This is a genomic window from Bacillus sp. FJAT-47783, assembly GCF_022808615.1.
Taxonomy (GTDB): Bacteria; Bacillota; Bacilli; order Bacillales; family Aeribacillaceae; genus Bacillus_BZ.
Genome location: NZ_JAKZKS010000008.1, coordinates 110,543 through 132,053, shown reverse-complemented (window position 1 = coordinate 132,053; position 21,511 = coordinate 110,543). Strand labels below are relative to the sequence as shown.

At 38.8% G+C, this 21,511-nt stretch carries 22 protein-coding genes; 6 read left to right on the top strand and 16 right to left on the bottom strand.

Annotated features, from left to right (window positions below; all coding sequences use genetic code 11):
* Window positions 1-346: 346 nt before the first annotated feature.
* From MLD65_RS08280 to MLD65_RS08255, 6 genes are all read right to left on the bottom strand, one after another.
* Window positions 347-1,384: a hypothetical protein gene (locus MLD65_RS08280; RefSeq protein ID WP_243291404.1), complete on the bottom strand. Its 1,038-nt coding sequence runs from the start codon at window positions 1,382-1,384 to the stop codon at window positions 347-349.
* 195 nt (window positions 1,385-1,579) lie between these two features.
* On the bottom strand, window positions 1,580-2,290 hold the full coding sequence (locus MLD65_RS08275) for a BMQ_0737 family morphogenetic spore coat protein (RefSeq protein ID WP_243291403.1): 711 nt from the start codon (window positions 2,288-2,290) through the stop codon (window positions 1,580-1,582).
* Between the two features lie 18 nt (window positions 2,291-2,308).
* On the bottom strand, window positions 2,309-2,800 hold the full coding sequence (locus tag MLD65_RS08270; RefSeq protein WP_243291402.1) for a hypothetical protein: 492 nt from the start codon (window positions 2,798-2,800) through the stop codon (window positions 2,309-2,311).
* A 175-nt stretch (window positions 2,801-2,975) separates the two neighbouring features.
* Window positions 2,976-3,218 (bottom strand): hypothetical protein, encoded by a 243-nt coding sequence (locus MLD65_RS08265; RefSeq protein WP_243291401.1) that lies wholly within the window; start codon window positions 3,216-3,218, stop codon window positions 2,976-2,978.
* Between the two features lie 70 nt (window positions 3,219-3,288).
* Window positions 3,289-3,468, bottom strand: a complete 180-nt coding sequence (locus MLD65_RS08260; protein WP_243291400.1) for a small acid-soluble spore protein H — start codon at window positions 3,466-3,468, stop codon at window positions 3,289-3,291.
* Between the two features lie 364 nt (window positions 3,469-3,832).
* A complete protein-coding gene (locus tag MLD65_RS08255; RefSeq protein ID WP_481748504.1) occupies window positions 3,833-4,183 on the bottom strand; it encodes a DUF1360 domain-containing protein in 351 nt (116 codons plus the stop codon).
* A 139-nt stretch (window positions 4,184-4,322) separates the two neighbouring features.
* Between MLD65_RS08255 and MLD65_RS08250 the strand changes: the two genes are divergently transcribed.
* The gene (locus MLD65_RS08250) at window positions 4,323-4,604 is read left to right on the top strand and encodes a hypothetical protein (protein WP_243291398.1); all 282 of its coding nucleotides are present in this window, start codon (window positions 4,323-4,325) and stop codon (window positions 4,602-4,604) included.
* A 397-nt stretch (window positions 4,605-5,001) separates the two neighbouring features.
* Here MLD65_RS08250 and MLD65_RS08245 read toward each other — a convergent pair whose 3' ends face one another.
* Window positions 5,002-5,808, bottom strand: a complete 807-nt coding sequence (locus MLD65_RS08245) for a UTP--glucose-1-phosphate uridylyltransferase (protein ID WP_243291397.1) — start codon at window positions 5,806-5,808, stop codon at window positions 5,002-5,004.
* 198 nt (window positions 5,809-6,006) lie between these two features.
* Between MLD65_RS08245 and MLD65_RS08240 the strand changes: the two genes are divergently transcribed.
* Genes MLD65_RS08240 through MLD65_RS08230 form a run of 3 tightly spaced genes read left to right on the top strand, consistent with a single transcriptional unit; the run spans window position 6,007 to window position 9,392 of the window.
* Complete coding sequence (locus MLD65_RS08240) at window positions 6,007-7,287, top strand: UDP-glucose dehydrogenase family protein (RefSeq protein WP_243291396.1); 1,281 nt, start codon at window positions 6,007-6,009, stop codon at window positions 7,285-7,287.
* Window positions 7,284-8,231: an NAD-dependent epimerase/dehydratase family protein gene (locus MLD65_RS08235; RefSeq protein WP_243291395.1), complete on the top strand. Its 948-nt coding sequence runs from the start codon at window positions 7,284-7,286 to the stop codon at window positions 8,229-8,231. Before MLD65_RS08240 ends, MLD65_RS08235 begins: the two co-directional genes overlap by 4 nt.
* Before the next feature lie 6 nt (window positions 8,232-8,237).
* On the top strand, window positions 8,238-9,392 hold the full coding sequence (locus MLD65_RS08230; protein WP_243291394.1) for a glycosyltransferase family 4 protein: 1,155 nt from the start codon (window positions 8,238-8,240) through the stop codon (window positions 9,390-9,392).
* Between the two features lie 80 nt (window positions 9,393-9,472).
* Here MLD65_RS08230 and MLD65_RS08225 read toward each other — a convergent pair whose 3' ends face one another.
* Genes MLD65_RS08225 through MLD65_RS08215 form a run of 3 tightly spaced genes read right to left on the bottom strand, consistent with a single transcriptional unit; the run spans window position 9,473 to window position 12,310 of the window.
* The gene (locus tag MLD65_RS08225) at window positions 9,473-10,111 is read right to left on the bottom strand and encodes a hypothetical protein (RefSeq protein WP_243291393.1); all 639 of its coding nucleotides are present in this window, start codon (window positions 10,109-10,111) and stop codon (window positions 9,473-9,475) included.
* Window positions 10,111-11,157 carry a CotS family spore coat protein gene (locus MLD65_RS08220; protein ID WP_243291392.1) on the bottom strand — a complete coding sequence of 349 codons (1,047 nt, stop codon included), beginning with the start codon at window positions 11,155-11,157 and terminating at the stop codon, window positions 10,111-10,113. The genes MLD65_RS08225 and MLD65_RS08220 overlap by 1 nt, the downstream gene beginning before the upstream one ends.
* A 19-nt stretch (window positions 11,158-11,176) precedes the next feature.
* Window positions 11,177-12,310 (bottom strand): glycosyltransferase family 4 protein, encoded by a 1,134-nt coding sequence (locus tag MLD65_RS08215; protein WP_243291391.1) that lies wholly within the window; start codon window positions 12,308-12,310, stop codon window positions 11,177-11,179.
* Between the two features lie 393 nt (window positions 12,311-12,703).
* On the opposite strand from MLD65_RS08215, the gene MLD65_RS08210 reads away from it, so the two are divergent.
* Window positions 12,704-13,771, top strand: a complete 1,068-nt coding sequence (locus tag MLD65_RS08210; protein ID WP_243291390.1) for a CotS family spore coat protein — start codon at window positions 12,704-12,706, stop codon at window positions 13,769-13,771.
* Between the two features lie 453 nt (window positions 13,772-14,224).
* Here the strand turns inward: MLD65_RS08210 and MLD65_RS08205 are convergent, their stop codons facing one another.
* From MLD65_RS08205 to hppD, 5 genes are read right to left on the bottom strand one after another with little or no spacing between them, the layout of a single operon-like run.
* Window positions 14,225-15,382: a homogentisate 1,2-dioxygenase gene (locus MLD65_RS08205; protein ID WP_243291409.1), complete on the bottom strand. Its 1,158-nt coding sequence runs from the start codon at window positions 15,380-15,382 to the stop codon at window positions 14,225-14,227.
* Complete coding sequence (locus tag MLD65_RS08200; protein ID WP_243291389.1) at window positions 15,345-16,310, bottom strand: fumarylacetoacetate hydrolase family protein; 966 nt, start codon at window positions 16,308-16,310, stop codon at window positions 15,345-15,347. Before MLD65_RS08200 ends, MLD65_RS08205 begins: the two co-directional genes overlap by 38 nt.
* Window positions 16,311-16,323: 13 nt before the next feature.
* On the bottom strand, window positions 16,324-16,950 hold the full coding sequence (locus MLD65_RS08195) for a flavin reductase family protein (RefSeq protein WP_243291388.1): 627 nt from the start codon (window positions 16,948-16,950) through the stop codon (window positions 16,324-16,326).
* Complete coding sequence (gene hisC, locus MLD65_RS08190) at window positions 16,940-18,061, bottom strand: histidinol-phosphate transaminase (RefSeq protein WP_243291387.1); 1,122 nt, start codon at window positions 18,059-18,061, stop codon at window positions 16,940-16,942. The genes MLD65_RS08195 and hisC overlap by 11 nt, the downstream gene beginning before the upstream one ends.
* A gap of 54 nt (window positions 18,062-18,115) precedes the next feature.
* Window positions 18,116-19,231 carry a 4-hydroxyphenylpyruvate dioxygenase gene (hppD, locus tag MLD65_RS08185; RefSeq protein WP_243291386.1) on the bottom strand — a complete coding sequence of 372 codons (1,116 nt, stop codon included), beginning with the start codon at window positions 19,229-19,231 and terminating at the stop codon, window positions 18,116-18,118.
* Between the two features lie 215 nt (window positions 19,232-19,446).
* On the opposite strand from hppD, the gene nhaC reads away from it, so the two are divergent.
* The gene (gene nhaC, locus MLD65_RS08180; protein WP_243291385.1) at window positions 19,447-20,895 is read left to right on the top strand and encodes a Na+/H+ antiporter NhaC; all 1,449 of its coding nucleotides are present in this window, start codon (window positions 19,447-19,449) and stop codon (window positions 20,893-20,895) included.
* 223 nt (window positions 20,896-21,118) lie between these two features.
* Here nhaC and MLD65_RS08175 read toward each other — a convergent pair whose 3' ends face one another.
* A complete protein-coding gene (locus MLD65_RS08175) occupies window positions 21,119-21,511 on the bottom strand; it encodes a CotO family spore coat protein (RefSeq protein ID WP_243291384.1) in 393 nt (130 codons plus the stop codon).

Below are 21,511 nucleotides of genomic sequence, written 5' to 3'. Positions count from 1 at the left end.
CTTTCCCCTGAATCCAGTCCTCCTAACTAACAGAGCCCTCTTGTGGCTTTGGACACTCCCTTCCTTTGCAGGGTTATCCGACTCTGCCAGCCAACACGGTTAGATTGTCGCCTGTTCCAAGTTTTGCCTTCAGGTCCTCCGCACACTTCCTCACGGCAATGCACTACCTGTCGGCTATACACTTCCGCCACTACGGTGTGTTCGGGACTTTCACCCGTTAGTCCGATGCGCTGCCAAGCGCACAAAAGACCTTTTGAATTTTTTCAAAAAGTCTTTTTATACCTAATAAGTTGTTCGCAAAGGTACTTGATCTTTTAATTACGAAATTTATTGCTAAAATAATAACTTAGGAATTACTAATAGGTGGTGGAATTTTCCTAATACAAACTTTAATTATATCTTTTTCAAGTACCTTCCAAAATACATCAACAGGTTCATCACATGGCGATTGTCCTGGACGAGTTCCTATATTTTGCCCTCTTGGGGTACCTTCACATAAAACAGCTGCACCTACAACCCTGAATAAATCCTCTTCTCCTTCATTCGCATCCTCTGTGTCTATAATACACTGGAATGGTCGTTCATCTGTTAACATTCTAACTTCAGGTGTTCCGTCCTCAAGAATTCCAATATATTGAAGGGTTTTTCTTATTTTACCGCAAACGATGACCTTTTCAGGACATACTGCTTCAATTACAGGCATTTCAGGGATTTCTACCATCAGATTTTGAAATGTTTCTCCATCCTCTACAATCAATGCAGGAGGAACAAGTTGGCTTTTAAATTCTACTGCGACTTGGCAGCATACTTGTGGATGAGCGATCGGACATTCATCAGGTACTGGCGGTGGAGGAGGTGGTGATTCAGTAGAAAAGTTGCCTGCGATACATGCACTTTGATCTCCTGGTTGAATGGCCTGATATGAAACAGCAAGTTGAAACGGTAATGTTGTATTTCCGATACGTGCATTCGGAGCATTTAAGAACGTATTAACATCAAAAGTTTTTGCTGGATCAGTTGAGCATAGTGTAAACGTTAAAGATTCATTAAAAGCTAGACGATCTGCATTCACATTTGTCATTATGCGATATTGGTAACGTCCACATCCACCACTGTTAAAATCAAATCCATTAGGCGGTGGACCTGAACTATCTTCAAATGTCCAGCTCATAGGATTTACATTCATCGCATCCAGTTCCCCTGCAATTGTGGAATCAAAGTCAGAATTTAAATTGAAGAGAAACTGATCAATTAATCCGTTTTGACTCTTATTAGTTACTGTAAAGTCTGCACACGTACCATCACCTGAAATATCAATAACGACTTCAGCTAGTAATTGAACGCCTCCTGGTCCGGTTCCTATTAGCTGTGCAAAGACATCCATGTATCATTTCACTCCCTTATTTAATGTTCATTCAGAACAAAGTAAGATAAATCTACTGTTCTTATTACAAACTATGTACATTTTCCTTGAACTCTTGGACAAATATATGTATAAATAAACCCATTTTTTTACGATTAAATTACGATATAAAAAATAAAAAACTGCCCATTATTATTGAATGAACAGCGGCTTGAGTCATACATTCTTTAAAAACTTTTTCTTAACCGGGAACACCTCAGGGCATTGTGGAATTATGTCGTTTGGACATTCCACAAGCTCAAGAGGAAGAAAATCTTCTCTCTTCTCACATTCTTCTGCTTCTAATTCCAGTTTTACATCGGCTGTCGTTTGAACATCAACACAAATGACGATTGAAAGATTTAACTCTTCAAAACATCCTCTCTGCGAACAAATCAAGTCAGCTTCACATTGAAAAAATGTTACCTCACATTCTGCCTCTGTTCCTTCCGGAGCACATAATAAAAACGTTTCGACCACCTTAAATGGAATTGGGTTCGAAATACATATTGTAAAACCAAAGGAATTTAAAACTTCAATAACAATAAACCCTTGAACAACAACTAAAACTTTTTTTAAAGTTACCGTTTCTCCTGACTTTAGTTTCACAGTAATTTCTTTATCCTGCTGAATTTGGGCAGTACATATAAATGAATCTTTTTTATTTGGATCTAGCACGTTTCCTTTTTTATCTGTTAACAAACACTCTATAATGGCTCTCCGTTTATTCAATAGTTTACAAGGATCATTCATTTTCCAGTCACAATCAAAATGATCGCATTCTTTAAAGGATAACTTATCAAATACAATCGTTGGAACTTCTAGTCTACTTCTTATCCAATCAAAAACTTTTGGAACATTAATACATACTTTATCGGCATGATGCATTGTATTCCTCCTTCCCCATTAACACTTTTCCTTTTTCACCGCTATTACACATATTTTAACAACATCTTTTTCTTTAAATTTAAAAGCAACTTCACATCCTGACTGGTTATCTTTTCCGAAATTAGCTTCTTCTCCAAAAACTTCGCATACAATTTTCTTCTCAACGATTTTAAATTTATCCCCTTCCATTGCATTTACATTATCAATTAAGCACTGAAATGGTACTTCATCGAAAATGGTATTTTTTATTTTTTCACCGTTGATAACCGCTGTATAAGTGATCGTTTTCCTCAAAAAACCACATATGATTACCGCGTCATGACAAACTTTTTCAATTTCTGCAAACAACTCTTTTTTTACTTTTGTTGATCCTTTTTTGGCAGGTGGAACTAATTGGGTACGATGCTCTAAAATGAATGTACAACAACCTTTTTTCCTATCGGGTTTTGGTGATATACACTTAAATGTTAATGGAACAGGATTAACGATGTTACTCCGTTTACGATGCATCCTTTCACCAGCTTTCTTTCCGAACTGTACTAATATATTAAATTATCGCCTGACACAAAATGTGCTTCAACCTACAAATTTTAGGCTCAAAAGTATGGCCCTATCACTCCTAGAAATCCGAAAACACCAAAAACCACTTCACACCAATTCCGTGAAATGGTTTTATTAGAAATTCCTACTTCACCACCGACTGAATAAAAGCAACCACATTCTCCTCCCCTTCAATATCCTTCTCACTAAACACTTCTCTCGTATAAGGGTCAATGACTTTTGCATAAAAACATTGTTTCTGCTCGTTATAAAACAATTCTACCGCATCGCCGAATTCTTCTGGTGGGCGAACTTTGTCAAAGATTTCACTTCTTGATTCACCTGTTTTGACCTTTTTGACTTTCATTCGCCAATCGTCTTGCGTCATGCTATCCACTCCTTTTTATTCCATGATGACTCATAGAAAAACACCACTTTCAGGTGGTGTTCAAGTTCCTTTAATGTTCTTCTAAATTTAAGACCGAAACTCGTTGTTTATTATTGGGTTCGTTTAGAGGATGAACTAAAGCCGTTCCATTTTGTTCATCGACTTGTTCAATATAGATGTTTGTGCCATTACACGTTACATTCGCCATGATAGGTGATGATGCGATTTCTTGTGCTCGCTTTGTGTCCATTCATTTAACCTCCCTTTCAAACATAACAGTTATAGAATATCCGTAAATTCCATTCATATACTTAATGTGCTAAATTCACATTTTTATTATGGACAAGGTCAAGAACTGATAAAGTGAAACTTCATTCAGTAGTTTTTTCAACCCCCACTGAATGTTAGTCCCTACGTGATGACCTAAAGGCCCTTGTGACCCACAGGACGTGGCGCGGTTAGTCTGTGTTCATTTTATTTCGGACCTTTACGGACTTTGTCCCCCCACCTATCTTCTTTGCATTACTACAGAATCTTGAAGTGGGGGTCTTACTACCCGTTAAGTGTGGGATAAAGCTTCTCGGACTAATGGCAGAGGAAATGAATCCATTCCTTCAATGCTCCATCACCCTTTCTACGATCGTCTCCACAATTGCCGCCAAACCTGCAATGGCGAGGATGATAATAAGCGGTTCAGCCAAATCATATTGGTAACGATAGATGACATAAAGAAATATCGCACTCCACACCCCTGTACACCAGTGACAACTTAAAAGCTCGCCGATCCACTTTCTTAAACCCGTACCTTTTATCTCAATGTACTCTTCAACCGTTCCATCTGGTAGTGTTTCTTCAAGCGTCCGATGAAAAGGGCGGCGCAGAAATTCCGTAATTTTATCAAATACGAGTAATCGCGTTAGTCGAAAACTAGCAAATGCTAGTAACAAAAACTCAAATACACTCAAACGTACCCCCTCCTCTTGCCGACATTCTTTACATTTTATGTCTTCTAACATCAAATATTGCTACTCACGATGACAATAGGCAAATACCCAAACGTTTCGATCAATCCAACATATAATGGAATCAGTAAGGAGGGAGACGATGGGGGCAAAATTTCAAGTTATTTTTCTTTGTGAAGACAATCCAATTAAAAAACAATTAAAAGAATTAGATGCAGGTACTGAAGTAACGATCCATACGGAAGATGAAAGCTTCTATGAGGTGAGCTTTCAAGGGTTTGATGAGGAAACGGGGGCAGTAAACCTTGAAGTTGATCAGTTTTATCCAGAAGGAAGTCATGATGTCTCAATCGAGGAAAAAGACATTGTATCTTTACAAACACCGGATTCGAAAGTAACGAGTGAAGAAGATGAAATAGAATAATGATCACGTAAACTTGAAGATTCGAGCAGAAAGAAAGTTCATGGGTGTATAAAAATGAACGATGCTCGTTTTTTGTTTGTTTTGAGTAGTACGGTTTCGCTTCTTATGTTTAATCTGCGATCTCAGTTCACTTATCTGCGAATTTCTCATAAAGCGATACTTCATTCAGTGTTTTTTTTCATCCCTACTGAATGTTAGTCCCTATGGGATGAGCTAAAGGCCCTTGTGACCTACAGGATGTGGGTTACACAGACGTGATGCATTTAGTCTATGTTCTTTAATTTCCGACCTTTACGGACAGTTGACCCCACCTATCTCCTTTTCTTTACTACAGAATCTTGAGGTGGGAGTCTTACTACCCAAAACGAAAACCGGGGATTTGCCCGGTTTTTTCACGTTAATCATCAGACACTATTTTATTCACAATCTCCATATAATCCGCTAACTTTCCAATGTCATACCGCTCTCCTGATAACGCTTTCCCGTAGCAGCTCTCTTGACTGAGTAGCCCCTTTATCGCATCTGTCAGTTGTAATTCGCCTCCGTGTCCTGGCTTTAGATGATGTAAAAAAGAAAAAATAGTTGGCGTAAATACATAACGCCCGACGGCGGCGTATTCAGAAGGAGGATTTGTTTTCGGTTTTTCTACAATATTTTCGATTTTAAATAAACCTTCTTTCACTTGTCTCCCGCTAATGACGCCGTATTGTTGTAGAAATTGCTTCTTCATTTTTTTTAAGCCGACAACACTTGATTTCGTTTCATTATAAACATCAATCAACTCTTTTATCCCACTCTTATTTTGTGGAAGAATGATGTCATCTGGCAAAAGTACCGCAAATGGTTCATTGCCGATAAATGTCTCCCCTAACCGAATCGCATCCCCGAGCCCTTTCGCATATGGCTGTCTCGTATAATGAAGTTGAACTTTTGGGATGTCAAGCTTCCCTTTTAAATGTTGTTTATTGCTTTTTTCAAGAAACGTTTCTAACTCTAGTGATTCGTCAAAGTAATCAACAATAATACTTTTCGAACGAGACACAACAATTAAAATATGTTCGATGCCTGCATCAATCGCTTCTTCTACAATATAGTGAATCGCTGGTTTCACACCAATTGGAAACATTTCTTTCGGAATGACTTTTGTAATCGGGAGGCCTCTAGTTCCGTACCCAGCTGCAGGAATAATTGCCTTTTTTACCATAGTAACCTCGCCCAACCTTTCTCTATTTTATAAGAATACCTGATATATATCTTATTCTTTTAAAGGGGTAGGGTAAGTTGTCCATTAAAATATAGGTCCATGTGAAATAGGCACAACAACCGTCACAAAAGCTTTCCTTTCACTATACGCTATAAAAGAAGCACTTTTTTTCACGTCTAGAGAGAAAGGAGCACATCTATGAAAATATGCATCATCGGAACAGGCTATGTCGGCTTAACAACGGCAGCGATTTTAGCGGACATTGGTCACGATGTTACGTGCTTAGACATCGATCCAAATAAAATAAACGCATTACAAAATGGTCATGTTACCATTTTTGAGCCCGGACTCGACGAATATTTAAAGCGTAACCATAATAGGTTGAACTTTACATTAAATAGAAAGAAAGCCGTTCAAGAGGCAGAAGTTATATTTCTCACGGTTGGGACTCCATCCCGAGATGACGGAAGCTCAGATTTATCCTATCTTCATGCAGCGCTTGATGATTTAGCAAAACATATTCATTCTTATAAAACGATTGTCATTAAAAGTACCGTTCCACCTGGGACGAACGTAAATGGCTACGAGCGTCTCCTAAAAAAAGGCGTTAACCCGAAACTTTTTAATATCGTTTCAAACCCGGAATTTTTGCGCGAAGGATCGGCTATTTACGATAGTCGTTATCCGGAAAGGATCGTCATTGGCGTACAAAAACATGATGAAACGTCTATACCTATTATGAAGTCCGTTTATAAAGGGATTGAAGCCCCCCTCGTTGTCACAAGTTTATCCGGTGCGGAAATGATTAAATATGCTTCTAATGCGTTTCTTGCGACGAAAATTTCCTTTATTAATGAAATGGCAAGAATTTGTGATCAATATGATGTGGATGTAACGGATGTGGCAAAGGGAATTGGTCTTGATTCTCGGATTGGTCCTCATTTTCTACAAGCGGGAATTGGCTACGGTGGCTCGTGCTTTCCTAAAGATTTACAAGCCCTTGAATATAGTGCGAAACAAAAAAACATCGAACCTTCTTTACTAAATGCTGTTCAACAAATCAATGATTCACAAGTCGATTATTTCTTGCAAAAGTGCCGTCAACATATAACAAATGAACGCACAATTGCTGTCCTTGGCATTGCGTTTAAACCGAATACCGATGATATTCGCGATTCCGCCGCTGTGAAAATCATTCAGCGTTTACATGAAGTAGGTTTTAAAGTAAAGGCATATGATCCAGAGGCCCGCTTACCGAAAGAGCTACACATGATTCCATCCTTTTCCTCCCCCTATGATGCCATGAAAAATGCGGATGCTGTCATCATCGCAACCGATTGGGAGGAGCATAAACAGCTCGATTGGAACAAAGTGAAACAATTAATGAAAGGGAAGATGATTTTTGATGGAAGGAACTGCTTAAATCGTAAAAACATAAGAGCAGCCGGATTAACTTACATCGGGATGGGAAGGCCATGAACATTCTCGTTACAGGCGCTGCAGGCTTTATTGGTTCACATCTTTGTGAGAAATTGTTAGAAAACGATGAGCATCACGTCATCGGCGTGGATCATTTCATTGGACCGACACCGATTCCACTAAAAAATCAAAATCTAGCATCACTTTTAACACACCCCCGCTTTACTTTTTCAAGGAAAGATTTGTACATTACGGATTTAAATACCCTTCTAAAGAATGTTGATATCGTTTTTCATTTAGCCGGTATACCTGGCGTACGATCAAGCTGGGGCGAAGATTTTGATCCATATGTCGTAAACAATATTTTAGTGACACAGCGGTTTCTCGAAGCGTTAAAAACTTCTTCTGTAAAGAAGTTCATTTACGCTTCCACTTCATCCGTATACGGCCAAAAAAGCGGGAAAGTTAAAGAAGATGCCTTACCAGAACCGTTATCCCCATATGGTGTCACGAAATTAGCTGGCGAACATTTATGCCGATTATATGAAAAGAGCTTTCACATTCCGATTGTTATTTTACGTTTTTTTACAGTATACGGGCCAAGACAGCGTTCAGATATGGCGTTTCATACGTTTATTAAACAAATTTTAACAAACCAACCGATTACCGTCTTTGGCGATGGGACGCAATCACGTGACTTTACGTATATTGATGATTGTGTTAATGGAATTGTATCGGTTATGAACAATGACCGTGCGACTGGGCAAACATTTAATCTAGGCGGTACAGAACGAGCCTCTGTTCATGAAGTCATTCGAATCATCGAACAGTTAACAGGAAAAAAAGCACACATTGAATATAAACCGAAAGTTCATGGGGAGCCCAAACACACATATGCTGATAGTACACACGCACATAATATATTAGGCTATCAACCAACCGTTACGTTAAAGGAAGGACTGAAAAAAGAAATTACGTATATTCAGCATATTTTAAAGGGGTGATCATTTTTGAAGATCGCACTTGTTTGTACGGAAAAACTCCCCTCTCCAGCAATAAAAGGCGGGGCTATTCAACTCATGATTGACGGAATAGTCCCTTATTTAATGAAAAAATATAAAATAACGATCTATTCAATCTTAGATGAAAAACTACTTGCTCAAGCCAATCAAAACGGGATTGAATATGTCAGATTTCCATTCGAAAACTATTATGAACAAGTCACTGATCACATCCAAAACCGTTCCTTTGATCTCATTCATCTTTTTAACCGACCGAAGATGGTAGAACGTATGTATCAAGCTTCGCCAAACAGCGCGATCGTCGTTAGTCTCCATAATGATATGTTTTCACCCTTAAAGCTATCCCCTCATGACGCAAAAAAAGCGATTGAACGTACACATGGGATAGCAACGGTCAGTGAGTATATTAAACGAACGATTACGAAACGATACCCTGAAGCGACGGAAAAAACATTCGTCGCCTACTCTGGCATTGATCTAGCTCAATTTCCTTTACGCACATCTCCAAACGGTGAAAAAATGCGCAACGAAATGCGCAAAACACTAGGAATAGACGGAAAAAAAGTCATTCTTTTCGTCGGACGTTTAAGCAAAACGAAAGGCCCTCATCTATTAATTCAAGCGATGCAGAAAGTGAAAATCGATCATCCAGATGCTGTATTACTCATTGTCGGCGGAAAGTGGTTTAGCGACGATGGCGTCAATCGTTACGTTCGAAGCTTATATAAATTAGCTGAACCTCTAAAAGACCATGTTTTGTTTACAAATTATGTTCCGGCAGAGGAGATACCAAGACTATTACTTGCCGGAGACCTTTTCGTTTGTAGCTCCCAATGGCACGAACCGCTCGCTCGCATTCATTATGAAGCAATGGCCGCTACACTTCCTATCATTACAACGAATCGAGGCGGAAATAGCGAGGTCATATTTAACGGCTTCAACGGTGTCGTCATTCATCATTACAACCGTCAAGAAAGCTTTTATAAAGTCATATCTTATTTGCTCAACAATCCAGAACGATGTGAAACATTAGGGAAAAATGGCCGTCAACTTGTAGAAATGAACTTTCAATATAAACATACAGCGTCAAGATATGACAAAATTTATGAATATGCTCTGTATCAGAAGGCACGTCGCCATTAAGTAAAAGACAGTGCTTAAAGCGAAACACATTACCGTAAAAAAGTAGAAAAGCAACCGATGGTGACGGTTGCTTTTCCTAGTTAAGCAAATATAACGTTATTCCCTCTTGTTCTCCGCTTTTGAACACTTTTTCTCGATTTACTTCCTGTGAGTACGAACCATTCATCTTCTCCATCGTGACGGACTGGCTGAGGTGCTTTTTCAACCTCTTTTATGGCTTCATTTGCTGGAAACGGCTGATCTATTTCCGCTATTTCTTCTCCTGTATCAATGGCTAAAACAAGCTCGGCTGCTTCCTTCATTTCTTCTTTAGTCTCATTTGTTAATACTGGTACCTCTACTTCTTCAGTAGTTAAAATCGGCTCATGTTCTAGCGGAATAGTTGGTTCTTGTAATGACGCAACATCTTCTTCTATTGCGCCGACGGGCATCTCTTGTTCAATCGTTTCTAGTGTAACGGTGTCCACTTCTTCTGTATTTCCTAAATGGCTAGGCGGTTCAGGAACAAAGTCGCGGGAAGTAGTAGGTAGTTCAATAATTTCAGCCGTTTCTAGCTCTTGAAGTAAATTCGTGAATTTGGAATGAGAGTCTAAAAATTGATTCGGATCTTGAAGTAACTCTTCGTATTCTTGAAAACTCCATCCCATCGGTCCTGGAGGAGAAAACGTAAAGTTAGAAAGCTCTACTTTCGGTATCGATTTATTTTGCTCTTCGGCCACTATTTTCCCTCCTTAATCAGTCTAAACATTTCTGGAAACTGATTCAAAAATTCAGCTTTTGAGTTTTCGAGTGCTACAATATTTTGCAAAGCCCATATATATTTTTCATCAGACCAGGATTCCTTTTGGCCTAAATAATATTTATGAATAATGGAGCAGAAAAGGTGCGGGAATTTCAGCTCTGTCCAAAGTACGTTGTATTGTTCTTCCGTTAACGGGTGAACAGAATCGTACGCCCTAAGCATGTTCATCATCAATTCCGTATCCCAAATCGACAATTTTTTCATCACTTTATTGAGTAAAATGCGAATATCGCGGGAAGGAAGGTCATGTGTAATCGAGTGAAGCTCTTTCATCATAAGCCCTTCCTCAGAATCAATAAGGCGTGCCATCGTAAAATCTTGCTGGCAAAATCCTTTCGTTTCAATCCATTCTTTCGTCCAATTTTGATATGGTGCTTCATCTAATTGTAGCAATGCTTCTCTTCCTCTTTGCAACATCGCATCATAATGTTGTAAAAAAAGAATGGAAAACGGGTCTTCCGGTAAGCCTTCCGCAATCCGTTTATTCCCTTCTAATTCTTGCAATTTCCAGCGGAACAGCTTATGCCACTTCCCAATTCGACCACGTTTTTTACTTTCAAGGTGAGGTTCATATCCTTGTGAATGAAGATGAAAATTCCCCATAAATTGCATCGTTTCAATGAGCTTCTCTTCGTTATAATAAATGATTTCTTCACCATCAATTTTGTCGTATAAAACAAATGCTGATCCGTCTGTTCCTACCGTTAATGCGCCATTTTTCGTACGATGAATCGGCGTAATCGGAAGTCCATTTTGCCGTAAATGCTCATGAGCACCTGCAATATAAAGCATTCGCTCAAGCTTCATTTGCGAATGTTTTAACACTTTCTGTCCTTCATCTGTTTCGACAAGCCATGTCGTTCTTCCACTTTTCATCGAAATGAGTGAAACATTTTGAACATGAAATGGATATAGATTTAATATCTCATCAATCACGTTACGGTTTTCTTCCTGCTCAGTCATACTAACACCACCTTTTTCCTTACAATGAGCTCTCGTAAACGTTTAATAAATTGCTGACGACATGATGCCATTGAAATGAGCTTTCTGCTTTTCTTCTTCCGTACTGACCCATTTCTATTCGGCGGCTACTTGAATTTAATAACGAATTTAATACTTCAGCATACGCGTCTGGATTTTCAAAATCCCCGACGACATAGCCATTTTTTCCTTCATCAATGACTTCAGGGTTACCGCCTCGTTTACTCGTTACGATCGGCAATCCACAAGCCATCGCCTCGTAATGGACTCTTGCTAGAGGTTCTTGCCATTGTGACGAGCAGACAAATATATCAGACATCGAAAATAGACTAGCGATTTCACTCGGCTGAACAAATTTAATGAATTGAACATTTTCAGGATATAGTGCGCCAAGTGTGTATAAATGTTTCACATAGTTATTGATGTTGTCATCACCAAACCACTTAGAACCGATAAAAACCATCACGGTATCCGGGTGCTTTTCAACGATTTTCGGCAAAGCTTGAAGTAAAATATGAGGACCTTTTACTTTACTTAAGCGACCGACAAATAAGATCACTTTTTTATTTTGTAATCCGAGCTTGTCTCGGACTATACGTTTCATCTCACGGCCCGTTTGTGTCCAGTTCGGATGAAACTGGTTTACATCAACACCAGAGTAGACCGTTTTAACCTTTCTTGCCGCTTCTGGAAAGCGGGATGTGATCGTCGTACCGATATAATCACTTACGGTCACAATCTTAGAAGCTAGCGAAATACATTTTCTCCCATCTACTTCGCTAATTTTTTCATTGGCGAACATTTCGTTATGAACACTTAAGATGAGACGGGCATTCGGTGCCGCTTCATGAATAACTTCAATCCAGGCAGGACGATTACAAACATGAATAACATGGAACGATTTGCTTTTTACATAATCAGCTATCGAGTGAATAAATCCTTTTTCTTCAAATCGAACATAATGAACCCCGTTCTTTGTTTCTTCATTCGGTAAATCAGGGTGGGTAATGGAAAAAATAGTTACGTTATGCTTTTTAGCAATTTGCTTAGCAATTGCATCTAAATAGATTTGAATCGCGCCACCTTTTATTGCAGGGACAGGTAATTTTTCAGTAGCGATAAACGCGATGTTCATTAGGCTACCTCCATTTCAATAAAGTGAAACTTCTTTCAGTGGGATGCTTTTCCCCACTGAATGTTAGTTGAACCAATCGGAACTTTACGGGCAGTTGCCCCGACTTTATAACAGAATCTTGAACTTGGGCCTTATTGCCAGTTAATAGTAGGGTCTAGATTTTCGCCTTTAACATAGATTACGGGATTTACACACAAGTTGTGATTTATTCTGCTAATATTTTGCTGAAAAGGGCATTTGCTTGAGAATATGGCTCTTTTCTAAAAAGAGTTTAGCTGAAATGGATCTTTAAAAATTTAGACAAAAATCTAGGACAAAAAGCTGGGTGGTTTCATACGTTAACAGAAAGGAAGGTATTTTCTGTTTTTAAAGGATGATGAGGACGGTGATGAAATGGAAGAAAATCAGTTGAATCAGGCAGTTGAAGAAGAGTATGTACTGACACCAGAAGAAGAAGCGAAATTAAGAGATCTTGCCGAAGTGATTATTCAAAATTGGGATGTTACGGTAAGTGAGATTGAGGTCATTCAAGGAGGACAAATGGCATTAGTATGGAAAATCCATACTGAAAATGGGCCTATTTGTTTAAAGAGGATTCATCGACCAGAGAAGAAGGCTCTCTTTTCCATAAATGCTCAACATTATTTAGCAACGAATGGCGCTCGTGTTCCAGGCATTATCCCTAATAACAAAGGGGAACTATTTACGAAATACGGACCTTTTCTTTTTGTTGTTTATGACTGGATTGAAGGAAGGCCATTTGAATTTTCAAATCAAGAAGATTTACACATGATTATGAAAGGACTTGCTGAATTCCATCTCTGGTCAAAAGGATATGAACCGCCTGAAGGTGTGCCGATTTTCCGAAAGCTCGGTCGTTGGCAACATCATTATATTAAACGTTTACAACAAATGAAAACGTGGAAGCTCGCCGCAGCAGAAATGCCAGAAGACCCATTTTCACAAATTTATTTAGCTGAAATTGATCCCATCCTTATAGAGGGTGAAAAAACGTTACATCGACTATTATCCTCTCATTATAAAGAGTGGGTCAAAGAAGAGCTTCAATCTCCAACGCTATGCCACCAAGATTACGGAACCGGAAATACGTTATTAGGAGAAGACAATGAAATTTGGATTATCGACTTAGATACGGTCTCGTTTGATTTACCAATACGGGATTTGCGAAAAATTATTATTCCACTCATGGATACAACAACGAATTGGAATACGGATGAATTTAAGTTTATGATCGATGCATACGAAACGGTAAACCCATTAACGAAAGAGCAAAAAGAAGTGATGTATATTGATATGCTATTTCCATATGAATTTTACGATATTGCGAGGGAAAAATACGTACGTAAAACAGACATCTTAATAGAAGAATTACAGCAAGGATTCGAATATGAGCGCATTAAAACAGAAGCTTTAAACAAGCTTCTGCAAGACAACGTATAAAGTGAAACTTCTTTCAGTGGGGGACTTACTGCCCGTTAAGAGTGGGATAAAATAAGGGATTCTCACAATCATTCATACACTTTTTTCATCAGTTTCTGATGTTTTTTCATCACTTTCAGATGTTTATCAATCAGTTTCTGACTTTTTTCATCAGTTTAGATATTTATCAATCAGTTTCTGACTTTTTTTCATCACTTTCAGATGTTTATCAATCAGTTTCCGACTTTTTTTCATCAGTTTAGATATTTATCAATCAGTTTCCGACTTTTTTTCATCAGTTTAGATGTTTATCAATCAGTTTCCGCTTTTTATTCATCACTTTCGCACGTTTTTTCATCAGTTCCAGCCATTTTTTCATCACTTTAAGAAGCCATACTACTTTACGATACGAAAAAAGCTGACGCGAAAAGGTTCGCTAATCATTTCCTTTTCGGTCAGCCTTTATAATACGATTCATTTCTGCACCCAGCTATATTTGTACTGTTCATCTTCGATTCGATGGGCTTTCTCCACAACTTTTAATGGACGGAACGTGTCAATCATAACGGCTAGTTCTTTCGTTTCTTTTTTGCCGATGCTATTTTCAATCGTACCAGGGTGAGGTCCGTGCGGGATGCCAGATGGATGCAATGTAATCGATCCTTCATGAATCCCTTTTCGGCTCATAAAGTTTCCTTCTACATAATAAAGGACTTCATCACTGTCTACGTTACTATGGAAGTATGGTGCTGGAATCGCTTCTGGGTGATAGTCGTAAAGTCTAGGACAGAAGGAGCATATGACAAAATTATGTCCTTCAAATGTTTGATGGATTGGCGGCGGCATGTGAATTCTTCCAGTAATCGGTTCAAAATCACTTATATTAAAAATCCACGGATACACGTACCCATCCCAGCCGACAACATCGAGCGGGTGATGATCAAACATATGTGTGTGTAAATAGCCACGAGATTTCGTGCGAACGGTATATTCCCCTTTGTCCGTATACGTTTCAAGCGTTTCCGGACCGCGAAAATCACGTTCACAAAACGGACTATGTTCAAGAAGCTGGCCATACTCATTTCGATATCGTCTCGGTGTTGTAATATGACTGTTCGTTTCAATGACTAGTAGTTTCGTATTGCCATCGTCCGGAAGAATGCGATGAATCGTCGCAATCGGAATATAAATATAATCCCCTGGCTTATACGTCAATGTCCCAAACATCGTCTCTACTTTCCCCGTACCGTGATGAACAAATAACAATTCATCTCCGTCACCATTTCGGTAATAATAGTCCATATCGTTTTTAGGCTTTACAACGCCAATGATCAGATCATCATTTCCTAAAAGGTATTCACGACCTGATACAGCATCTCCTTCTTGCTTCACTTTATCCGTTTCAAAATGGCGGTGGCATAACGGTCCTTGCTTTTCATATTCGATTAATGTGCTTTCAAACACTTCAGCTTTTTTCATCGCCGTTGGCACATTGTGATGATATAAAATCGATTGAACACCTGAGAACCCTTTCGTTCCCATCACTTGTTCACGAAATAATGACCCATCCTCTTTTTTAAACTGTGTATGACGTTTACGCGGTAGTTTCCCCATTTGACGATAGTATGGCATCGCTTTTCTCATTGCCTCCCTTTACTATATTTTTTAACGTTCCTAAGCCTGTAATCGATAATTCGACAACATCTCCAGATTTTAACCATCTATGCTGATCTGTGCCGAGCTCTAAAATGCAGCCTGTTCCGACTGTTCCAGAGCCAATGATATCGCCTCGTTTTAAAGTGACATCGCGTGATGCATGTTCAATCAACTGTCCAAACGTATAATACATATCTTTTGCATCTCCAGAGGATAACAGCTTTCCATTCACTTTTGCCGTCATCTCAAGGTGATAGCGATTTTTTTCTTTAAAAGGTGCGAGCTCATCTTTCGTCACAATGTATGGTCCGATTGATGTCGCGAAATCTTTTCCTTTTGCAGGACCTAAGCCGACTTTCATCTCTTTCTTCTGTAGGTCGCGAGCGCTCCAATCATTTAAAATCGTCAAGCCGAATATGTAATCATCTGCTTCATCGGCTTTTATATCACGACCTTCTTTTCCAATTATACAGGCAATTTCAAGTTCGTAATCCCATAAAAGGGATTCTTTCGGAAATTGGATTTCGACTTCTGGCCCTGTGATCGCTTGATGATTGGAAAAATAAAAAACCGGGAGCTCATACCATTCCGGAATCATCTCAAGGCCCCTTCTCTTTCTTGCGTTTTTCACATGCTCTTCAAACGCATAAAAATCACGAAAACTTTTCGGATTGGGCAGTGGCGCAAGTAGTTTTATTTCGCTAAGCGGGTAAATAGACGATGTTGGAAATGTTTTGAGTGAATGAAGATGTTCCGTATATTCTTCATGATGTTCAAGAAAGTCGAGCATATTATCTGGTACTTTACCTTCAGTGACTGAATGAAGATCAATCACAAACTGTTCGTTTTTTACCCAGCCTAGAAGTTGACTGCCATCTTTAGTCTCAAACGTTACAAGCTTCATTGGACATTTCCCCTTATTCGTTAACTTTTGTCCTTTTTCTCTCCAGGACAAATGTATCGCTAGCTGCTCTCGTATACGTAGCACCAGCCATCCTGCCAATCGGCTTTAAAAGGTCGGTGTCGATTTTCCCATCAAAATATAGGGCATCATCAATATGCACGAATACGACTTTTCCGATGACAAGGCTTCCCGCCCCAGGCTGGTCCCCGAAATGAAGAATATCATGAAGGACACATTCAAGTTGGACTTTACTTTCCTTCACCCTTGGCGGTTTCACAATTTGACTTTCCAGCCTCGTTAATCCACTTTCGATAAATTCATCGATATGTCGATCATATTCAATGGCACAATTGTTCATTTTTTCTACAAAGTCTTCACTCACGACATTGATGACAAATTCCTTCGTTTCTTCAATATTTAAAAGGGTGTCTTTCTTTTCGCCATCTGTCCCGCGAAGCATCGGGGCAAAACAGACCATAAACGGATCTGCACAAATTCCTGTAAAAAAGCTAAATGGAGCTAAATTCGCCTGATTGCACTTGTCAATTGTCGAAACAAACGCAATGGGCCTTGGGAGTATAGAGCCGATCAATAATTTATACGCATCTTTCCATTCTAGCTTACACGGTTCAATTTTCACGAAAATTCCCCCGATCGATCACTTCTTTTAAAGCAGTGATAAATTGTTTGTTTTCTTTTTCTGTTCCAACGGTGACTCGAATCGAATTTGGAAATCCGAGTAATGTGCCTGAACGAACAATGACTCCCCTCTTTAATAGTTCTTCATAAATACGCTGACCAGATTGATGCAAGTGAATCATAATAAAATTGGCGGAAGAAGGAAAATAGTGAAGGTTTAACTTTTCACTTTCGGCTTCCATATAGCGCAACCCTTCTATGTTTTTCGTCCTGCATTGTTCAATAAACGGTTCATCTTCCAAAGCGGCTAATGCTGCAGCTTGGGCGAAACGGTTTGAATTAAAGGGATCTTTTACTTTGATTAATGTTTGGATGATTTCTGAATTCATCATTCCATAGCCAATTCTTAATGAAGCAAGACCGTATATTTTCGAAAATGTTCTAGTGACAATGAGATTCGGATGCTTTTCGATGAGCTCATGCGTGTTTAGCTTCACATCATCTTCCATATATTCATAATAAGCTTCATCTATAATGACTAAAACATGTGCTGGAATGCTTTCAATAAAGCGTTGCAGTCGTTTTTTATCGACAATTGTACCGGTCGGATTATTCGGATTACAAACAAATACCATTCTCGTCTTTTCGTTGATGGCATCATACATCGCTTCCAGATGATGAACGCCATCCACTAATGGTACTAGTACAGGTTTCCCACCCTCCATTAAGACACATGTTTCATAGCGCGGGAAGGTCACCTCTGCCATGACCGCTTCATCTCCCGGTCTAATATAGCATTTCGTTAACATGCGGATAATTTCATCAGATCCATTACCGATTAAAATAGAGTCCGCATGGATTCGCCATTTTTCACTTAGCTTTTTGGAGAGAATCGGTGCCGTCGATTCAGGATATAAAGAAATGTGTTGAAACTCTTTATCTAGTGCTTGTTTTACTTTTTTTGATGCACCAAATGGATTTTCATTTGAAGCTAGCTTAATGATAGAGTCTAGTCCCAACTCTCGTTTTACTTCTTCAATAGGTTTTCCCGGATTATAAACAGCTAAAGACTCGAGTTCTTTCCGTGCGGGAATTAAGCTTGATACTTTCATATACTCACCTCCATAAATAGACGGAAAGAGAGAGGAAATCCTCCCTCTCAAATTTTATAAATTTCCTCTTCTTCTTTGCTCACGTTCAATCGATTCGAATAGCGCCTTGAAGTTTCCTTCACCAAAGCCGACAGCGCCTTTACGTTGAATGATTTCGACAAATAAAGTTGGACGATCAACGATTGGCTTCGTAAAGATTTGAAGAAGATACCCTTCATCATCCCGGTCAACAAGAATTTTATTTTCTCTTAACTTTTCAATATCCTCATCAATTTTACCGACACGATCTGAAAGCATTTCATAATACGTATCTGGTGTATCTAAAAACTCAACTCCATTTGCTTTCATTTTGGAAACGGTATCAATAATATCATCTGTAATAAGCGCAATGTGTTGAACACCTGGTCCGTTATAGTAGTCAAGATATTCTTGAATTTGTGACTTTCCTTTTTTATTCGCAGGCTCATTAATTGGAAACTTAATTCGTCCACCTTTATGCATCACTTTTGACATTAAGGCGGAATATTCCGTGCTAATGTTTTCATCGTCAAAATGAATCATTTGCTTAAAGCCAAGAACATTTTCATAATAAGCTACCCACTCTTCCATTTTTTCAACATTTCCAACGACATGGTCAACCGCAATTAATCCGACATCATTCGATGGAATTTTCGATTCCACAAGTTTAAACCCAGGGAAAAATAACCCGTTATAGTCTTTCCGTTCTATTAAACTATGTTGAGCATCACCATATGTACCGATGATCGCTTTTTTCACAACGCCGTATTCATCTTTATATTCTTTCGGTGGCATAATATCGATCGCCCCGCGCTCAATCGCTGTTGCATACGCTTTTTCCACATCTTTTACTTCAAGAGCTATATCTTTTACACCGTCACCATGGCGTTTCACAAAGTTGGTAATTTCATGATCAGAGAAAAGCGAGGATGTTAGAACGAGACGAATTTTCCGTTGTTGAAGTAAATAGGAGACAGTTTCACGGCTACCTGTTTCAGGACCTTTATAGCCAACAAATTCAAAACCGAATGCTTTGCAATAAAAATGTGCTGCCTGCTTCGCATTGCCGACATACAGTTCAAAATGATCGACATTCTCAATCGGGAAAAAATCATTTTTCATAGGTTCCATTTTCCTTTCAACTTTTTGCATTTTCACAACCTCCTAAATTTTATGAATATTTTGATTGTGATTTCAATTTATCGCCTCTTTGAAAAAGATGCAAGAGTTCGGGTTAACGCATTATTACGGTTTCACGATAAAGGAAAACTACTCCAAAGCGTTACCATAGTTTATTGTCAATATTCTGAAAAATTTGTATACTATCACAGTGATGATTCTCACATTTTCCTAAAAGGAGGAATTAGATGTCCGTAAAAAAACCTTCATTCATTTCATCTTGCTTCCTTGTCGCCTTCATCATCGCTTTTTTAGGAATTAGTATTTTGTATTATGGTGTTGCACCGCAAATCCCGATTGTCTTTTCAGGTATTATCGTTGCCTTATACGGGCTTACAATCGGTTTCTCATGGAAAGAGCTTGAACAAGGTATGGTAAGAGGAATTGTTTCGGGGATTCCTTCGATTATCATTTTATGTTTAATCGGAATGCTAATCGGGGTATGGATTTTAAGTGGAACAGTACCAACTTTAACTTATTACTCACTTTCGATTATTTCTCCAACGTTTTTTCTTTTCGTATCCGTACTCATTAGTGCAGTCGTTGCCATTTTTACAGGTAGCTCTTGGAGTGCAATCAGTACGGTCGGGGTTGCTTTAATGGGGACTGCCTATGGTCTTAATATCTCTCCGGCGTTAACAGCTGGAGCGATTGTGAGCGGGGCCATTTTTGGAGATAAAATGTCTCCGCTATCCGATACGACAAACCTTGCTTCCGCAACAGCAAAAGTCAATATTTTTGAGCATATTAAATATATGATGTGGACGACCATTCCAAGTTTATTGATCACACTTCTCATTTTTGCAGTCATTGGCTTTTCATCCGTAAACGAATTAACAGCGAATAATGTTTCAAATATTATGGCTACTTTAAAGGAGCATTTTTTCATCTCACCCATTACACTACTCTCTCCATTACTCATTATCGTTTTAGCTGTCTATCGAGTTAGCCCGATTCCATCATTAGTCATTGGACTGCTGACGGCCATTATTACGGCTTTTTTCACCGTACCGAATGTAACGTTAGGAAACATGATGGCGACCGCACATTTCGGCTTTACCGCAAATACTGGTGTTGAAGAAGTGGACAAGCTATTAACATTAGGCGGCTTATCGAGTATGATGTTTGGCGTTTCATTAATTTTGTTAGCGCTTTCTTTCGGCGGCATTATTCAAAAAGTCGGCATACCAGAAGCGATTATTAACGGCTTGAAACGTTACTTAGTAAAGCGCGGAAATGTCATCTTAACAACAGTTATGTCGTGCGCAGGTATTAATGTAGCCGTCGGTGAACAATATTTATCAATCGTTCTACCTGGACAACTTTTAGAATCGTCTTACAAAAAAGTGGGCCTCCATCCGAAAGTATTATCAAGAACGCTTGAAGATGCCGGTACAATCACCCACCCACTTGTTCCTTGGGGTGTTACAGGTGCTTTTATAATGACAACATTAGGTGTTGGCCCAACGTATATCCCATTTGTTTTTATTAGTTTTATTACACCAATCATCGCCGTTATATACGGTTATATGAATGTGAAACTCGCTGAACTTCCTCAAGTGGAAGAAAAAATAGAAGCTTCTTCATTTGAACACAATCTAGTAAGCTATGAACTGAAATCTACCGGGATGAAATAAAATAATCGTGTTCCCGCAAGTTTAGGTTCTATTCGCGCAAGTTTTGAAAGAGATCCGCAAGTTATGAAAATAAAGCGCAAGCTCTTGGAAACATTCCGCACGTTCATGGAAAAGCAGTGCAAGCTCATGGAAACACTCCGCACGTTCATAAAAAAAAAGTGCAACTTGCTTGTTATGAGTCGATACTATTCAAAAGAAGCTTGCAAATTGGCAAGCTTCTCTTTTACAATCCTATTAATGTAATACTATCAATTTCTTCGAATTTTACTTTACTTGAATTAATCGTGACGTAGCCCTCTTGATAGTCTTCAACTTTTCCCGTATACGTTTCATCACTTTTCGTTCGGATGTGGCAACTGACATGTTTAAGACTTTCTGGTAAATTTAATAATGTTTGAATTTTCTGCTCATTTGTTAACATATTAAAAGACGTAATTGGTTTCTTTTCTTTCTCCCGCTCTGCTTTTTCCTTTTTCTTTTTTTGCTCTGGCTCCTTTGCTTTAATTGGGCGTTTCTTTACAACATACGCTTTTTGCATTGAACTGAATACAGGCTCTAAGTCTGGCTGAATAATATACATTAATGGAGGATTTTGAAAGGACTGATGTTTTTTCAT